This window comes from Pseudomonas sp. 2822-17, from assembly GCF_002742485.1.
Taxonomy (GTDB): Bacteria; Pseudomonadota; Gammaproteobacteria; order Pseudomonadales; family Pseudomonadaceae; genus Aquipseudomonas; species Aquipseudomonas cyclaminis.
Map to the genome: position 1 here is coordinate 33,972 of NZ_LJRZ01000365.1, position 15,151 is coordinate 49,122.

At 59.9% G+C, this 15,151-nt stretch carries 14 protein-coding genes; 4 read left to right on the forward strand and 10 right to left on the reverse strand.

Annotated elements, in window-relative coordinates; all coding sequences use genetic code 11:
- Positions 1–12: 12 nt before the first annotated feature.
- The 5 genes from AOA60_RS09865 to AOA60_RS09885 are packed head-to-tail and all read right to left on the reverse strand — an operon-like array spanning position 13 to position 7,723.
- Positions 13–1,257 (reverse strand): alginate lyase family protein, encoded by a 1,245-nt coding sequence (locus AOA60_RS09865; protein WP_099584269.1) that lies wholly within the window; start codon positions 1,255–1,257, stop codon positions 13–15.
- Complete coding sequence (locus AOA60_RS09870) at positions 1,254–4,322, reverse strand: efflux RND transporter permease subunit (protein WP_099584270.1); 3,069 nt, start codon at positions 4,320–4,322, stop codon at positions 1,254–1,256. Before AOA60_RS09870 ends, AOA60_RS09865 begins: the two co-directional genes overlap by 4 nt.
- Positions 4,319–5,434 (reverse strand): efflux RND transporter periplasmic adaptor subunit, encoded by a 1,116-nt coding sequence (locus AOA60_RS09875; RefSeq protein WP_099584271.1) that lies wholly within the window; start codon positions 5,432–5,434, stop codon positions 4,319–4,321. Before AOA60_RS09875 ends, AOA60_RS09870 begins: the two co-directional genes overlap by 4 nt.
- A gap of 16 nt (positions 5,435–5,450) precedes the next feature.
- Positions 5,451–6,245: a MipA/OmpV family protein gene (locus AOA60_RS09880; protein ID WP_099584272.1), complete on the reverse strand. Its 795-nt coding sequence runs from the start codon at positions 6,243–6,245 to the stop codon at positions 5,451–5,453.
- A complete protein-coding gene (locus AOA60_RS09885; RefSeq protein WP_099584273.1) occupies positions 6,242–7,723 on the reverse strand; it encodes an efflux transporter outer membrane subunit in 1,482 nt (493 codons plus the stop codon). Before AOA60_RS09885 ends, AOA60_RS09880 begins: the two co-directional genes overlap by 4 nt.
- Positions 7,724–7,820: 97 nt before the next feature.
- On the opposite strand from AOA60_RS09885, the gene AOA60_RS09890 reads away from it, so the two are divergent.
- The 3 genes from AOA60_RS09890 (at position 7,821) to surE (ending at position 10,599) form a co-directional block, all read left to right on the forward strand.
- On the forward strand, positions 7,821–8,510 hold the full coding sequence (locus AOA60_RS09890) for a response regulator (RefSeq protein ID WP_099584274.1): 690 nt from the start codon (positions 7,821–7,823) through the stop codon (positions 8,508–8,510).
- Between the two features lie 5 nt (positions 8,511–8,515).
- Positions 8,516–9,691 carry a cell wall metabolism sensor histidine kinase WalK gene (locus AOA60_RS09895; protein ID WP_099584275.1) on the forward strand — a complete coding sequence of 392 codons (1,176 nt, stop codon included), beginning with the start codon at positions 8,516–8,518 and terminating at the stop codon, positions 9,689–9,691.
- A gap of 104 nt (positions 9,692–9,795) precedes the next feature.
- Positions 9,796–10,599: a 5'/3'-nucleotidase SurE gene (surE, locus tag AOA60_RS09900; RefSeq protein WP_099584276.1), complete on the forward strand. Its 804-nt coding sequence runs from the start codon at positions 9,796–9,798 to the stop codon at positions 10,597–10,599.
- On the opposite strand, the gene AOA60_RS09905 is transcribed toward surE, so the two are convergent.
- On the reverse strand, positions 10,568–10,999 hold the full coding sequence (locus AOA60_RS09905; RefSeq protein WP_099584277.1) for a MarR family winged helix-turn-helix transcriptional regulator: 432 nt from the start codon (positions 10,997–10,999) through the stop codon (positions 10,568–10,570). The two genes, surE and AOA60_RS09905, sit on opposite strands and share 32 nt — an antisense overlap.
- A gap of 329 nt (positions 11,000–11,328) precedes the next feature.
- Between AOA60_RS09905 and AOA60_RS09910 the strand changes: the two genes are divergently transcribed.
- Positions 11,329–12,576 carry a glycoside hydrolase family 68 protein gene (locus AOA60_RS09910; protein WP_099584278.1) on the forward strand — a complete coding sequence of 416 codons (1,248 nt, stop codon included), beginning with the start codon at positions 11,329–11,331 and terminating at the stop codon, positions 12,574–12,576.
- A gap of 71 nt (positions 12,577–12,647) precedes the next feature.
- On the opposite strand, the gene AOA60_RS09915 is transcribed toward AOA60_RS09910, so the two are convergent.
- The 4 genes from AOA60_RS09915 to AOA60_RS09935 form a co-directional block, all read right to left on the reverse strand.
- Positions 12,648–12,830 carry an AAA family ATPase gene (locus AOA60_RS09915; protein WP_099584279.1) on the reverse strand — a complete coding sequence of 61 codons (183 nt, stop codon included), beginning with the start codon at positions 12,828–12,830 and terminating at the stop codon, positions 12,648–12,650.
- Positions 12,831–12,939: 109 nt separating this feature from the next.
- Entirely contained in the window at positions 12,940–13,449 is a 510-nt protein-coding gene (locus tag AOA60_RS09920) for a DUF4142 domain-containing protein (RefSeq protein WP_099584280.1), read from the reverse strand.
- 793 nt (positions 13,450–14,242) lie between these two features.
- Positions 14,243–14,599, reverse strand: a complete 357-nt coding sequence (locus tag AOA60_RS09930; protein WP_029290773.1) for a type II toxin-antitoxin system RelE/ParE family toxin — start codon at positions 14,597–14,599, stop codon at positions 14,243–14,245.
- A gap of 2 nt (positions 14,600–14,601) precedes the next feature.
- Positions 14,602–14,892 carry a type II toxin-antitoxin system ParD family antitoxin gene (locus tag AOA60_RS09935; RefSeq protein WP_029290775.1) on the reverse strand — a complete coding sequence of 97 codons (291 nt, stop codon included), beginning with the start codon at positions 14,890–14,892 and terminating at the stop codon, positions 14,602–14,604.
- Positions 14,893–15,151 lie beyond the last annotated feature (259 nt).

The following is a 15,151-nucleotide window of genomic DNA, read 5'->3' on the forward strand; positions in this document are numbered from 1 at the left end:
AGGAATGGACCTTCACGGCACCAGTTCATTTTTGGACAGGCCGTATTCCCCCAACGAATAGAGCAAGGTTCCATACCCCAGTTGGTCGTAGCCGCCGCTGTTGGGGCCATAATCCCCGCCACCGCCTTCCACCTCGACTTTGTGCGCGAAGGCTTTCACGTTCGGCGCGCTGAGGCCTTTGAGCACCACGTAATGGTTGTAGAGCAGTTCCCAGATCGGGCGGATGTCGCCACGGTGATCGGGCGAGATGACGGTCTGCTTGAACGCGCTGTTGATGAAGGTCGTGAACGGCACGTCATTGCCCAGGTTGTACTTGGCCACATACTCGGCGCCTTGCAGCACCCGGTTGTTCTGGTAACCGAACAGGTCGTCGCCCTGGCTCCAGGCCATTTGGCAGAAGCTGCCGAGCAAGGCGATATCGAGCATCGTGTGCGCTTGGTCACGCCCGCTTTCCTGGACCTGGCCGAGACCATTGCCGTAGAGCTTCCACACCACGTGTTCAATGGCACCGTTGCCGGCGCCGTGTTTGAAATAGTTGACCGCTTCATCGTAGATGTCGCGGCGGTCGGTCAGCACGCCGATGGCCAGCATCGCGTTCATGTTGGCCAAGTCCCAGTTCGCCCAATAGTGGTCGACCGGCGCGTTATTGTGATGCACCAGAAAATCATGATTCATCGGGTAGAAGACCGTGAGCATCATGCTTTGGAACTGATGAAAGTCCGCCGCCTTCCACTTTGAATAACCGCGCAGTAACTCTGCGGCGTTGGCCAGTTGATAACCGTACAAGCCGGATGCCAGGAAGCGGTCCGAGGTGCCTGCAATCGATGTAAGGGTGCTGGACCATTGGTTCAACATCGCTACGGCTTTGTCGGCATACGCGGGATCACCCGAAAGCTGCCAGCGCAGGGCCAGTGCGTACGCTGCTGCAGCGTCATTGAATAAGCGGGCGTAGTTTTCCGGATGTTGGCCATCCGCGCCCCGATACACCACTGCGACCGGGCTCGGGTTCCAGGCCAGTGAAGCGTGCCGGTTGGCGATCAGCTTCTGCCACCCGGCCAGCCACGGCTGGTTATGGTTGGCCAGTTTTTCGCGGATGCGCAGGAAGTCCTGTTCGGTCTGCAACAGGCCTGGATGGACGAATGCGTCGGGATGTGGGGTTGCGGCGTGACTGGCAATACTGATCGACAGTGCGCTGAGCAGCATTGCCCCTTTGGATAGGCGTTTGACGGTGCGCGTCGCCTTGAGCAAAAAAGTCATGGTGTGTTCACCGTGATGTGTGGAGTTTTACGCTGCGTAAACAGCAATACATACAGGACCGGGATCAACCCCAGCGTTACCAACGTTCCCAGTGCAAGACCGCCCATCATGCTGATTGCCATGCCTTTCCACAGTGGCCCGGCAAACAGCATCAACGGGATCAGCCCGAGGATGCAGGTCAGTTTGGTCATGACGATCGGGCGCAGGCGTTTGACGGCGGCATTTACGACGGCCTCGTACACGGGCAGGCCGTCGTGGAGTTCCGCTTCAATACGCTCCAGCAACAGCACCGCGTTATTGACGATGATCCCTGCCAGTGACAGCAGACCGAACGTGGCCATGAAGCCAAACGGGTAACCGGTGACCAGCAACGCGACTGAAACGCCGATCAGTACAAAGGGAATTGCGCAAACCACAATCAGCACCTTGCGAAACGAATTGAACTGCCACACAAACAACAACAGCATGGCGATCAGCGCGTGGGGCAGGTATTGCAGCAGCGCCTGGTTGGCATCTGCCGAGTCTTCGATTTCACCGCCCAGTTCAATCCGGTAGCCCGGCGGCAAGCGCAGTGCCGCGACCTGCGGCGCCAGTTGCTCGACGATGGACGTCGCCGTCAGCGACGGGTTGTGGCCCACTACGGTGATGGCCCGTTCCTGATTGCGGCGCATCAGCGTGGACGGTTCGCTGGAGGCGACAATGCGGGCAATGGCCGACAGCGGCACGGGCGTCGAGCCGTCGGCCGGGTAGACCTGGATACCGCGCAGATCGGGCGATACGGTGTTTGTCGTCGCAGGTTCGCGTACCACCAGCGGTACGCGGGTCTGATTGTCCTGCAGGGACGAAACCTGGAGGCCGCCGAAGTGCAATTGCAAGGCCTGGGCTATGGCCTGAGTGTCCACCCCGGCGCGGCGTGCACTGTGCTGGTCGACCTCGACGGTATAGCGCGCCAGGCGCGTGCTCCAGTCATTGCGCACATCGAGTGTGCCCGGCATGTTGCGCAAAGCGTTCTCGATCTGGCCGGCCAATAGGCGTAATACGTTCTCGTCCGGGCCAATCACGCGATAGATCGCGACCCCGGCTTCTGTGGTGCCCAGGGAAAACCGTTTGGGCTCGGCGCGCAGCTCGGGGTGTTGTTTGAGCAGATAGCGACGCATATTGGCAATGACCGCATCGATATCCGTGCCCGCCATGACGCTGACGGTGAAGTAAGCGGTTTCCGGTGCTGGCTGCGGCGGGTTGAGGCCCAGCACGATGCGCGGTCCGCCATCGCCCACGTAGCCGATGCTGTCGACTACCTGGGGTTCCTTGCCTAACCACAGGCTGATCTCGCGCACGCTTTGCAAGGTCTTGCGCGAACCGCTGCCGGGCTCCAGGGTGATGGGCACCTGAAACTGCAGCCGGTCCGACTGGGGTAAAAAGTCATAGGGCACGCGCATCAGTTCAAAAATGGCGGCGGCCAGCAACACCAACATGGCCATCAGAAACAGCACCTTGTGCTGCAGCACGCGGCAGATGACGGCCCGATAGCCTTGGTAAAAGCGGCTGTTGTAGCTGTCCTCTGACGCCTTATGACGTGGGGGCTTGGCAAAATACAGGCACAGCAGCGGCGTGACGGTGATGCTCAACAGCCACGAGCCGAGCAGGGTCAGGGCAAGAACAATGGCCAATGACCGCAGGTATTCATTGGTGCTGGTCTGGCCGAGGAAGAACGGCGAGAAGGCCAGCACAATCACCAGGGAGGAGGTCAATAGCGGAATCGCCAGGGTACGCCCCGCATCCTCGCAGGCCTGGCGGCGTTCCTCACCGGCATGCAGCCGGCGCTCGATGTCCTCGGCGATGACAATGCCGTTGTCCACCAGCAAGCCGAGCGCGAGGATAATCGCGGCAATCGATACGGTCTGCAGCTCGACCCCCAGCATGCGCATGGCGATCAACGTGCCGAGAATGGTCAGCGGCACAATGGCGCCGACCACCAGGCCGGTGCGCCAGCCGAGGAACAGCATCACCACCGCCATGACGATGACCACGGTTTCGATCATCACATGCTTCATCTTGGACATCTGCTGATCGACTACATCGGCCTGGAACGTCACCACATGGGCGGTAAAGCCCAGCGGGAGTTGCTGCTCCAACTGCGCCAGTCGTTCGCGCAGGGCTGCGCCGAATTGATTAATGTTTTGCCCTGGCGCCATGGACACGGCCAGCACCACGGCGTCCTGGCCCTGGTACACCGCGGCGGTCTGGGGCGGGTCGGCAGCCATCACGGCAATCTGCGCAAGGGCGCTCAACGGCACCGATTGCACACTGCCGTCGGCGCCGGGCAGTTGAATCGGCACCTGGCGCAGCTGTTCCACACCGAGCAATTCGCCGGTCACGGTGAGGGTGGTGATCTGCCCGCCAATGTCGGCGATACCGCCAGGCGCCAGCACATTCTGTTGCTGCAGTTGCTGGAACAATTGCTGCGGGGACAAACCCAGCCCGGCCAGGCGTTGCGGGTTGAAATCAATTGAAAGCTGTTGATCCTGCAAACCATGCAAGGTGACCTGGCCGATGCCGGGCAACCCGCCCAACTGGTCGCGCAGGCGCTTCAACGGCCCGCGCATCTCGCTCATGCTGTAGCCGGGTGCTGTGACGGCGATGGAGGCCACGGCGACGCGCCCGAAATTATCGTCGACAAACGGCCCTTGGGTGCCGGGTGGAAAGCCCGCGCCGGCTTCGGCGACCTTATTGCGCACCTGCTGCCACAGCACGCCGAGGTCCTTGGTTTCATCACGGGCCGTCACTTGGATAACCACGCTGCCGGGATGAATCGTGGTCACGATATTTTTGATTTGCGACAGTTCGCGCAGTTTTTCTTCGGTGGGCCGCGCCAGCAATTCTTCGGCGCGCTCGCTGGGCAGTCCGGGGAACTGGATGCTCACCAGCGCATCGCGGATGGTCACCGAGGGCTCTTCCTGGGTGGGGAAGCTGAGAAACGTCGCCACACCTGCGATCAGGATCAACAGCGCGGTGAAGAGCGTCAGGCGGCTTGCGCCCAAGGCGTGTCGGGTCAGGTTGATCATTCGGTTGTGCTCAAGCGGCTGGAGGGCGCAAGCAGGTTGACGGGCTGGCCGTCACTGAGAAACGCGACGCCCGTGACGACCACTTGCTCGCCATCCTTGAGGCCGTTGTCGACAGTGACGCGGCCCTGGTCGATCAGGCCGATCTTGATGTCACGCTGGGCGACCTTGCCCGCGGTGGGGTCATAGACAAACACTTGCACCTGGCTGGCGTCACCCCCGATGCGCAGGGCCTGGGTTGGAATGGACAGCGGGAGCGGAGCAGGGGACGCGAACCTCACATTGAGATTCACGCCGCTGGGCAGCACGAGGTTGTTGGCGGTCAGGCGAAAGCGCGCGCTTTGCAACAAACCGTTCTGTGCGCGCATCGACAGGCCTTCCAACACCAGCGGCAGGCTAGAACCCGGCGCGGTCGGGTCGGCGGCTACGGCGTGGTCCCCAGGCTTGAGGCTGGCGGCCTGTTCCACCGGGATTTGCACCAGCACCTGCAAAGCGCCCGAGGCCTCCAGCTCCATCACGACCTGGCCGGGCGATAGCTCGCTGTACAGCTGCGCAGGCCGAGCCACGACGCGGCCGTTGAAAGGTGCAATCAGTTGCCCTTGGCGCTGATCGCGGCGCACCAGGTCCAGCGCCGCTTCATCGGCGGTCTGCTGCGCGACGGCCGCTTGCCACGCCGCTTCGGCTTGCTCCACAGCGCTGGTCGCGACGCTACCCTGGGTAAACAGCTGTTGCTGGCGGACTTTGTTGCGCTTGCGCTCGCTTGTCTGTGCCACGCTGGCAAACAAGGTGGCCTGGGCCTGTTTCAGGCGCAGCCGGACTGCGGCCGCGTCCAGACTCGCCAGTACCTGACCTTGTTTAACCGAATCGCCTACATCAACGTTCAAGGCGACCAGACGACCTGCGCCCTCGAAGGCCAGCGTTGCACGTTGGCGTTGGCGCACGACGCCGGTCAACGGCGCAGCGTCCACCTGCGCGGCGCGCACTGCGGTGACTTTTACCGACCTTACGGCGGGCTCCGGCACGGGTGACTCGCGCGAACAGGCCGCCGTTGTCAGGCAGGCGAGGCCGAGGAGGAGACGGGCCCAGGGACGAAACAGCTGAGGAAAACCATGCATGCCTGGGGCCTCGTTATCAGAAGGTGTAGTTGATGGCGAACAGGCCAAGGCCGGCGCTTTCACGCAGGACCAGCGGGCTGTTGCGGGCCTGGTCGGCGTACTGGGTCAGCGTCAGGCTGACCAGCGTCGACCAGTGTGCATCCAGGCTGTGCTGCCAGTTCAAGGCGGCGGAGTAGGCATAGATGCCTGCATCGGCGCTGTATTTTCCATAGAGCGAACGCTGGCTCTGCGCCTGGGTGACGCCGAAGTAGGTCTGGTTGTAGCGGCCATCGCCGGCGTGCGCATCGAGGTCCAGGGCCAGGGTGTCGCTGTCGGTATGAAACAGAATGCCTTCGAGGCCAAAGCGGTAGCGGTTGCCCCGGTGCTCGCCGGCCATGCGCAGCTCGGCTTCGCCGCTGACCGACAGCCAGTCAAGCAGTTGCTGGCTGAGGGTGAAGTCGGCGACGGTGGCGCCGTTGACATCGCCCATGCCGTTCAGCTCGCGGCCGCCGGGGCGGCTGGTGCTGTCCTTTTCCTTGCGGCCCAGGTCGTAGTTGATCGCCGCGCTCGCAGCAAAGCCGCTGTCGGATTGAAACTGCACACCCAGGCCACGGGTGCTGTCGGCAAACAACACACCGCGCTGGATGCTGAACATCGGCAGTACGAGCGCCCGGTAGCGGTCTGCGCCCATGAAGCGCGGTGTGACGCCCATGCCGAGGCCCAGGGTGGCAGTGGTGGTGTCGGCCGCCTGTGCCTGAGGCGCCAGCGTGCAAGACATCAACGCGGCGGCGCCCCAAAGCGCGGCACGGGTAGGAGGCGTGATCAAACTCATGATGGAACCCTTTCTGCGGAGGAAAATAACGGTGCGCCAGACAGCGCGCGATACAGCGCCAGGCGGTTGAACAACAACTGGTAGGTGGCCTTGCGTAATTCGATGGCGGCTTCAGCCAGGCGAATTGAAGCGCCGGTGTGCTCTGAACGGGCAGCCGCACCCACGGCTATCTGTTGGTCGAGACGCTTGGCCTTCAAGGCGGTCAACGCCGCCAGATCAATTTGTGTGGTGGCGTTGGCCAATGCTTGCTGGCGCTGAGTCAACAGGTCGGCGATTTCGCGGAAGGCGTCTTGCACGGTTTTTTCGTATTGGGCGACTGCCGACTGTTGGCGAGCGGTGGCCAGGTCCAGGTTGGCCTGGTTGCGGCCACCGTCGAACAACGGCAGGTTCAGTTGCGGGGTGAACAGCCAGGCGCCGCTGCCGGACGAAAACAAGTTGCTCAAGCGCGGGCTGGCGATGCCGACACCCGTGCTCAAGGTGATCGAGGGGAAAAACGCTGCACGGGCGGCACCGATGTTGGCATTCGCCGCGCGCAGGGCTTCCTCGCATTGGCGCACATCGAAGCGCTGCAGCAGGCGCTGTGACGGCATCTCGACCAGCCATGGCGGGGGACTGAGGTCGATGACGGCGCTGTCTGCCGCCGCTGTAGAAAGGGCAGCCTGATAGCCGGTGACCCACGCCAGCGCCTGTTGTGCACGCGAGTAGTCGGCGCTTGCATCCTGCAATTGCAGAGTGGCGCGACGCACCTCCATGCGCTGGGTGTCGACCGTGTCCGGGGCTACCAGGCCTTCCTTTTGCTGACCGTCGAGTACGCTCAGCAGCCGTTTCTGGTCGTCGAGAATGGATTGCGTGTCGGCCTGCACGCCCGCCTGCAAGCGCTCCTGCAAATACAGGCGCGCCACTTCGACGATCAGCGCCTTGCGCGCCGCCAAAGCTCCGTAGCGCGTGGCGAGGTAGTTATGTTGCGCCGCTTCGGACAGGCTGCGCACCCGGCCGAAAAAATCCAGCTCGAAGTCCGATACACCCACGGACGCGACCGCGATGTCCTGCCCGTAACGTTCGTCGGCGGCCTTGTCGTGCAAGTGCTGGCGGTTGCGTTGCAGCCCCAGGGCAACGGTGGGTAAGCGATCGGCGCGATAAATGCCGTACTCGGCGCGGGCTTGCTCGACTCGCAGCAACGCCAGGCGCAGGTCACGGTTGTAGTCCAGGGCTTGTTCAACCAGAGCCGGCAACTGCGCCGATGAGTCCAGGCCGGCCAACAGGTGTTTTTCCTCTTCGGACAGCGCTTCCACGCTGTTGATCATGGAGGAGGGCACGTCCGTTAACCGTGTGCCTTGCAGGGTTTCCGGCACTGGCAACGCGGGCGTCTGGTACATCGGCGCCAATGAGCAGCCGTTCAACATGCCCACCAGTAGCAAAACCGCGCCGAGGCGTTCAGGCAGCTTGATAGGCTTGGACAGCGGTGCAGTGGTCGGCATAGGATCGGTTCGCGAAAGTCGGGCGTAGGCCAATACTGGCAGCGGACTTTCAATAAACCGTTCGTGAATTATCAAGGTTTCATCAAGAGGCTTCTTTGTGTCAGGAAAACGTATCCTCATTGTCGAAGACGACGCCGACAGCGCCAATATTCTCGAAGCCTATCTGCGCCGGGACGGCTTTGAGGTGGCCTTGGCCGAAGACGGCCAGCGTGGCCTGGACCTGCACAAAAGCTGGCAGCCCGACCTGATCCTGCTGGACGTGATGCTGCCCCGCTTGAGCGGCACGGAAGTGTTGTCCGCCGTGCGCCGCAGCAGCGACACGCCGGTGATCATGGTCACGGCCATGGGCGATGAGCCGGAAAAACTCGGCGCCTTGCGTTATGGCGCGGATGACTATGTGGTCAAGCCCTACAGCCCGCGTGAGGTGGTGGCGCGGGTGCATGCGGTGTTGCGACGTACCCTGGGCAGCCAACCGGTTGAACAGCTGCTGCGCCATGAAAACCTGCGTGTTGATCTCACCGCCTTCACGGCCAGCCTTGAGCACCGCGATGCGCCGCCGCAGGTGCTCGACCTGACGCCGACGGAGTTCAAGCTGCTGGTGACGTTGCTCAAGACACCATCCAAGGCGTTCACCCGTGATGAGCTGCTGGAAATCTGCCTGCCGGAAAGCGAAGCCCTGGCACGGGTCGTTGATGCCCACGTACACAACCTGCGACGCAAACTGGAAACCCATGGCATCGCCGGGGTATTGGTGACCGTACGCTCCATCGGCTATCGGTTCAGGTAAGCCGCATGTTCAAGAAATCTCGGGTCAACGACAAACCGCTGTGGCGCTGGGTCGGTATGCGCATGAGCCTGTTGGCGATCGGCGCCGTTGTGGTGATTGCGCTGTGCATGTGGGTCAACTTCAAACTGTCGGACTGGTATTTCTTGCAGCGCCTGCCGCCGCAAGCGCGTGAGGAGTTGCTGCACCTGCGCGCCGAGCCGCAACTCAACGAAACACGCTTGCGCCAACTGGTTGCCGAATACTACCCGGTGGAATTCTTCCAGCCGGATATCGCCAATCGCGACTGGCTGATCCTGGCCTGCCTGGTGCTGGCTGCCATCCCGATCATCATCATCTGTGGCTTGTGGTTTTCACGCCCCTTGTCCAGCCAGTTCTCGGCAATAGCCCAAGGGGCACGGCGAGTTGCCGGCGGAGATTTCTTCACGCGCCTGCCCATTCACCGGCACACCCCCGACGAGCTGCAACGCCTGATCAGCGACTTCAACAGCATGACCACGCAACTGGAGCGTTACGAGCGGGATGTGCGCGAGTCCAGCGCGGTCATCGCCCACGAATTGCGCACGCCACTGAATGCCGCCATGGGGCGCGTGCAGGGCATGCTCGATGAGGTGTTCCCCAGCGATGCCGCACAGTTGGGCATGGTCAAGCGTCAGCTCGATCAGCTCAGGAAACTGGTGGATGACTTGCACCTCTTGTCGATGGCCAGGGCGGGTCGACTGGTGCTGGAGCGCAGCGACTTTTCCCTGGCGGCCCTGGTGAGCGAACGGCTGGCCTGGTTCCAGCCGCAATTGGATGACTTCGGTGTGCAGACGTACATCACTATCACCGACGGTTTTCGTATCAATGCCGATCGCGATCGCCTGGGCCAGGTGCTGAATATCCTGATCGATAACCTGCTGCGCTATGCGGCAGGGGGCGGTGAATTGAGCATCATGGCGCGGCAGGTCGAAGGGCGGGTAGTGATTGAGATCGGAGACCTTGGCCCTGGTATCGAGGCGCAACACCTGGACAGTGTCTTTGACCGCTTCTGGCGTGCAGAGCGTTCCAGGGCGCGTTACTCGGGCGGCAGCGGGTTAGGCCTGTCCATCGCCCGGGCGATTTGCCAGGCCCATGGCGGCGCCATTACCGCCAGCAATCGTAGCCAGGGCGGCACTCTGATCAGGGCGGAATTTCCGTTGTAGTGTTTGCGTTAATATCTATGGCTAGATAGCTATTAATATATAGGTAATAATCGCCCCGACGGCGTTAATTCGAGCGCCTGGCGCAGTATTGACGGGGCACGGCCATGGCGAACGGACAACATCGGTTCAAACGAATTCTGCTTACCAATGACGATGGCATCGATGCCCCAGGGCTCAAGGTACTGGAGCGCATCGCTTGCCAATTGGCGAGTGAGGTCTGGGTCGTCGCACCGCTGCTCGACCAGAGCGGCACCTCCCATTCCTTGAGCCTGCATGCCCCCCTGCGCATGAGCTACCACGGCACACGCCGGTTTGCGGTCACGGGTACGCCAGGCGATTGCATCGCAGTGGCGCTCGGGCATCTGCTGAGTCACGACAAGCCGGACCTGATTTTATCCGGCGTGAATCGCGGGGCGAATCTGGGAACGGAAACGGTGTTTTCGGGCACCGTCGGCGCCGCGATGACAGGGTTGCTGTTCGGTATCCCATCCATTGCGTTGAGCCAGGCGTTTACCGACCGTACCGCAGTGCCTTGGGGAAACGCACTTGACCACGGGGTACGGGTTATTGAGCAACTCATGGCGATGGATTGGCCGCATGACGTGTGCCTGAACGTCAATTTTCCGAGTTGTGCCCCCGGTGCCGTGCTGCCTCTGAAGATAACGCGCCAGGGCAGTGGGCGCTTGGAGAGGGTCTCCGTACGCTCGGAAAATGACCCGCGCGGCCTGGAATACCATTGGCTTCAGTTGGAGCGGCATCAGAGGGCTGATGAGCCAGGGACCGAAACGGCGGAAAATCTTGCGGGGCACATCACCGCGACGCCTTTGCAGTTCGAACGCACGCACGCAATGGCGGGCGTTGTCTCTGAAAATGGCTTCAGCGTTCCTCGTCGCGGCCATAGTGGCTGAGCTTGTCCATCAGCAGCCCGGCCGCTTCCAGTTGCTTGCGTTCACTGGCGGTGAGGCAGGCGTCTGCCGCCTCCGCCAGCCACTCATCCCGGCGCTGACGGCTTGCTTGCAGGACGCTCTGGCCTTGTTCCGACAGCCCGATCCAGGTGCGTCTGCGGTCTTGCGTATCTGGCGTGCGGGTAATCAGGTCTCGTGCTTCCAAGTCCTTCAACAGCGAGGCAAGGTTGGATGAGCGGATGTTTTCCGCTTCGGCGATTTTTGAAGGCGTTGCCATGCCGTCCATTTGGTCGATGGCGCTCAGCACCAGCATCTGCGACCAGGTCTCGGGATGATTCTGCGCCTCTTGGCGCAGGCGCTTGTTCAAGCGCGTGAAGCGCCCGCGAAATAATGAGATGTCCATGCTGCAGTACCGTGGAAAAAACCTATGGGATTGTAACTAAATCGGGCGGGATGTGCTGTGGTTGCCTTTGTGCCGGATTGGCTGTGTCGAGCGCGCTTATTAAAAGCTCAAATGCTCTCATTTAATCAATGATTGCAACGTGCCATGAACTTGGGTGGCGAAGGTTATATGTTGAGTAGTGGCATATAACTACTTAAATAATTTTTCATCCTGTGCATTTAGAGTTCCATGTTAAACCTTGTTTCGCACTATGGAGCTGGTCGAGATCGAAGTGTGCTGTGCACTTTAAAATCGGCTTGTCATATAAGCGTTAGTAAAAGGACATCAACATGAAACATGCGAATCACACACCTACTCGCTGGACTCGGGCTGATGCGCTGAAAGTCAATGAAAGTGACCCCACTACCACGCAACCGTTAGTGCCGGCTGATTTCCCCGTGATGAGTGACACGGTATTCATCTGGGACACCATGCCCCTGCGCGACCTCGACGGGGCGGTGGTTTCCGTTAATGGCTGGTCAGTAATTTTCACGTTGACCGCCGACCGGCGCCCCCATGATCCGCAGTTTATTGATGCCAACGGGCGTTATGACATCAAGCGCGATTGGGAGGATCGACACGGCCATGCGCGTATCTGCTTTTGGTACTCACGCACCGGCAAGGACTGGATTTTCGGCGGTCGTGTCATGGCCCCAGGCGTGTCGCCCACCACGCGGGAATGGGCAGGAACGCCGATCCTGGTCAACAATAACGGTGACATCGACTTGTATTACACCTGCGTTACACCCGGCGCGACTATTTCCAAAGTCAAAGGCCAGATAGTGACAACCGAGGAGGGCGTTGAACTCGTCAACTTCAATAAGGTGCACGCATTATTTGAGGCGGACGGGGTTTATTATCAGACCGAGTCGCAAAATGCGACGTGGAACTTTCGCGATCCAAGTCCTTTTATTGATCCGAAAGATGGCAAGTTATATATGGTGTTTGAAGGCAATGTCGCGGGTGAACGCGGCACCCATGTGGTCGGTCCCGACGAGATCGGCCTGGTCCCGCCAGGCCACGAAGAGGTGGGTGGCGCTCGCTATCAGGTGGGGTGTATTGGCCTTGCCGTGGCCAAAGACTTGAGAGGCGATGAATGGGAAATATTACCGCCGTTGGTGACGGCCGTTGGCGTTAATGATCAGACCGAGCGCCCGCATTACGTCTTCCAGGACAACAAGTACTACCTGTTCACCATCAGCCATAAGTTCACCTATGCCGACGGTGTGACCGGCCCCGATGGCGTTTACGGGTTTGTCAGCGAACACCTGTTCGGCCCTTACCGGCCAATGAATGCCTCTGGCCTGGTATTGGGAAACCCACCCGAGCAGCCCTTCCAGACCTATTCACATTGTGTGATGCCAAATGGTTTGGTGACTTCGTTCATCGACAGCGTACCCACCCGCGACGGCGATTTCCGCATCGGCGGCACTGAAGCACCCACGGTCAGGATCCTGCTGCAGGGCGATCGCTCGTTTGTACGGGAGGCATATGACTACGGTTATATCCCGCCGATGCGGGATATCGTGCTGGATTGAGGGTGTTGCGCCGGTAAAGCCTGCCCGTTATCACGCCTGTGCGTGTCCCGTCCCAAGAAACCAAAAGCCACTCAGTCGAGTGGCTTTTGCGCGCGGAGAAAAATCTCGGTATCCCGATTAGACCTCAGACAAACCACGCGGCACGTTGAAGGCGCAGTTATATAAACGACCGGCCAGCCCGTGCGCAGACCAAGCTTACGCGCCAACGTGCTTTTGCCTGAGCCAGGTTGACCAACAATCATCACCCGTTGCATCGAGGCTCCTTTTCGCTTTGCACCTGATTTTTTGGGGACAAGATTCTACTTGAGCCACCCGCGTCGCAGTGAGGGACGGCAGGAGCCTCGCTAAAGGCTCCTGTGGTTGTCACTTCGCGTCACCGGCGTGAGCCTCTGACAGCGTTTTGGCATGCTCCAGATGCGATTTCAATTTGGGCAATGTTTCGGTGGCAAACGCTTTAACCTCAGCGTCCTTGCCTTCAGAAATCTCCTTTTCAAAGATTTCAATCGTGGCCTCATGCGCCTTAACCTGATTGTTGGCATAAGCTTGATCGAAGGATTTTGCGCCGCGAAGTTCCAGAATCATCGCTTTGGCCTTGTCCATGAGCTCCGCACTGTCGGAAACTTTCAGATTTTTGGCGTCTGCAATTGTTTTAAGCTTTGCGTTCGCCGCGGTGTGATCCTTGATCATCATGTCTGCAAAGGCCTTAACATCGGCGGCACTGCCTTTTTCCTGGGCGAGCTTGCCAGCTTCGACTTCGGCTACTCCCTTGGCGGAAGCGTCCTCAACAAAAGCGTCGTCTTGTGCTGCGAAAGCCCCTTGGGCCGCCAGGCTGACGAGCAAGGTAAGTGCGCAAGTTCTTAGTGCGTTTGGCATATCGATTTCCTCTTCATGTCTAATGAGCAATAGCGCCCATAAACTTGTGAGCGGTAGCCACGCATTACGTTCAAGGTTTCTTTAAAGCGACAGACTATCGGGCATAGAAGCCTGCGCCTACACGGTTCGGCGTGCATGGGCTCGCGCGGTTTCATGGCCGAAAATACAATGGCACTTCTTCGTGTTTTTGTGAGCCATCCCCAAAAAACATTTTGACTAGGCTCTAGATCGGTATTTACAGCCTGAAAAAAACAAATTTTGCCCCCAGTTTTGCCCCCAATTGCACAGGGTGGGCGAGCGATCGCGAATGGCTATTTCTGACCCGGAGCGGGGTGGCCGTGACTGGCATTCAGTGCGCCTTTGTGTACTGGATGACCAACCCGAATCTGGAAAATTCTTGGTCGTTAGATGAGTCGATATCCTTAATCGGAGTTGTCCGGGCCGCCTTTCAGCACCTGTCCTGAAATTGGCAGCGTGAAATGCTCATGCTCTGCGAGATGTTGCAATGGCGCCGGTCGCCAGAGAGATCGATCCGCGTGTCCATCGACAACCGGAGCGTAATGCCAGGCGCCTGGCCACGGAAAGCGCTTAAGAAGCGGTTGTTCGGTATTGAAAGTGGCAGGCAACGTTGCGCATCGTGCTTCTGGTGGTGGGTCTCGATAATCCGGTCGGGCCCATAACTTCCCGCTTCAATTGGCCACTGAGTCGGCGGGCAGCGAAGGCGCTCAGGTTGCATGTTGAGGCGGGCGCCTTACCTTCGCTGTTCATGGACAGCTAAGCCTTTGGGCCAGGATCAGTCATTAGGCAAGTGCAATTGCACTTCCATGGCGTCATGAAGGAGTCGGACGACCTCGATCACGTCGTCGCTTGCGACACGATAAAACACGATATGGCGTGGGCTTTTGACCGCCCCATGGGGCTGTTTGGCCTGCTGGCGTGAATAGATGAGGTGATAGCTGCGAAGGCCCGGTGCCAGCTCACCGCGTTCGTAGCTGCCAATGCGATAAGGCGTGTCGGCAATCGCTTGCAGCGCGGCGAGGATTAGCGCCTGATACCGCTGGCGTGCTTGATCGCCGAACTGCGTCTGGGAGAGCCTGAGGATGTCGACAATGTCGGCGCGCGCCGCGTTGGAAATCCGATACTGCGACATGCTCAGTGTTTCTCGCGCGCGGGTAGGGTTGCCTCCAGGCTCAAGCCCTCGAGGTAGTGCTCCAGATCCCCTTCGTTCAACTTAGTAAAGCGCCCTTGCTCAAGGTCCATGATGCCGATAGAGGTCGCCTGACGCAGGGCCTCAATTTTGGCGGTGTCTTCGGCGACGCGCTGTTCCAATAGCCGCAAACCTTCTCGCATCACTTCGCTGGCATTCTGATAACGGCCGGACTGCACCAGGTCATGGATAACCTGTTCCTGGTGAGGGGTGAGTACAACGTTTCGCGTCGCCATGATTAGCTCCAGCTCTGGACATACAGGTCCTTTCGACTATTGGCATATTATGCCATTTTACCTGCCAGCACATAGTTTGGGACTTGTATCTGACGAACTGTGTCGTGCGGGGTCATCCTTCGCGCCGAACAGCGCGTGCTGGCTCCGGACTGCATGCGCACAGAGTTCAAAGGATGTAGCAGGCGGGGCGTTGAGGGCCGTTTGATTCGTGTGGGCCTTGAGGCCCCAGCCTGGACAAGCTCTGCTTGATGTGTCCGGC

Bases quoted from the DNA above. Each gene is read 5' to 3' on its own strand.
- AOA60_RS09865 (WP_099584269.1), bottom strand. From the start codon at position 1,257: ATGACTTTTTTGCTCAAGGCGACGCGCACCGTCAAACGCCTATCCAAA.
- AOA60_RS09870 (WP_099584270.1), bottom strand. From the start codon at position 4,322: ATGATCAACCTGACCCGACACGCCTTGGGCGCAAGCCGCCTGACGCTC.
- AOA60_RS09875 (WP_099584271.1), bottom strand. From the start codon at position 5,434: ATGCATGGTTTTCCTCAGCTGTTTCGTCCCTGGGCCCGTCTCCTCCTC.
- AOA60_RS09880 (WP_099584272.1), bottom strand. From the start codon at position 6,245: ATGAGTTTGATCACGCCTCCTACCCGTGCCGCGCTTTGGGGCGCCGCC.
- AOA60_RS09885 (WP_099584273.1), bottom strand. From the start codon at position 7,723: ATGCCGACCACTGCACCGCTGTCCAAGCCTATCAAGCTGCCTGAACGC.
- AOA60_RS09895 (WP_099584275.1), top strand. From the start codon at position 8,516: ATGTTCAAGAAATCTCGGGTCAACGACAAACCGCTGTGGCGCTGGGTC.
- surE (WP_099584276.1), top strand. From the start codon at position 9,796: ATGGCGAACGGACAACATCGGTTCAAACGAATTCTGCTTACCAATGAC.
- AOA60_RS09905 (WP_099584277.1), bottom strand. From the start codon at position 10,999: ATGGACATCTCATTATTTCGCGGGCGCTTCACGCGCTTGAACAAGCGC.
- AOA60_RS09910 (WP_099584278.1), top strand. From the start codon at position 11,329: ATGAAACATGCGAATCACACACCTACTCGCTGGACTCGGGCTGATGCG.
- AOA60_RS09915 (WP_099584279.1), bottom strand. From the start codon at position 12,830: ATGCAACGGGTGATGATTGTTGGTCAACCTGGCTCAGGCAAAAGCACG.
- AOA60_RS09920 (WP_099584280.1), bottom strand. From the start codon at position 13,449: ATGCCAAACGCACTAAGAACTTGCGCACTTACCTTGCTCGTCAGCCTG.
- AOA60_RS09930 (WP_029290773.1), bottom strand. From the start codon at position 14,599: ATGTCGCAGTATCGGATTTCCAACGCGGCGCGCGCCGACATTGTCGAC.
- AOA60_RS09935 (WP_029290775.1), bottom strand. From the start codon at position 14,892: ATGGCGACGCGAAACGTTGTACTCACCCCTCACCAGGAACAGGTTATC.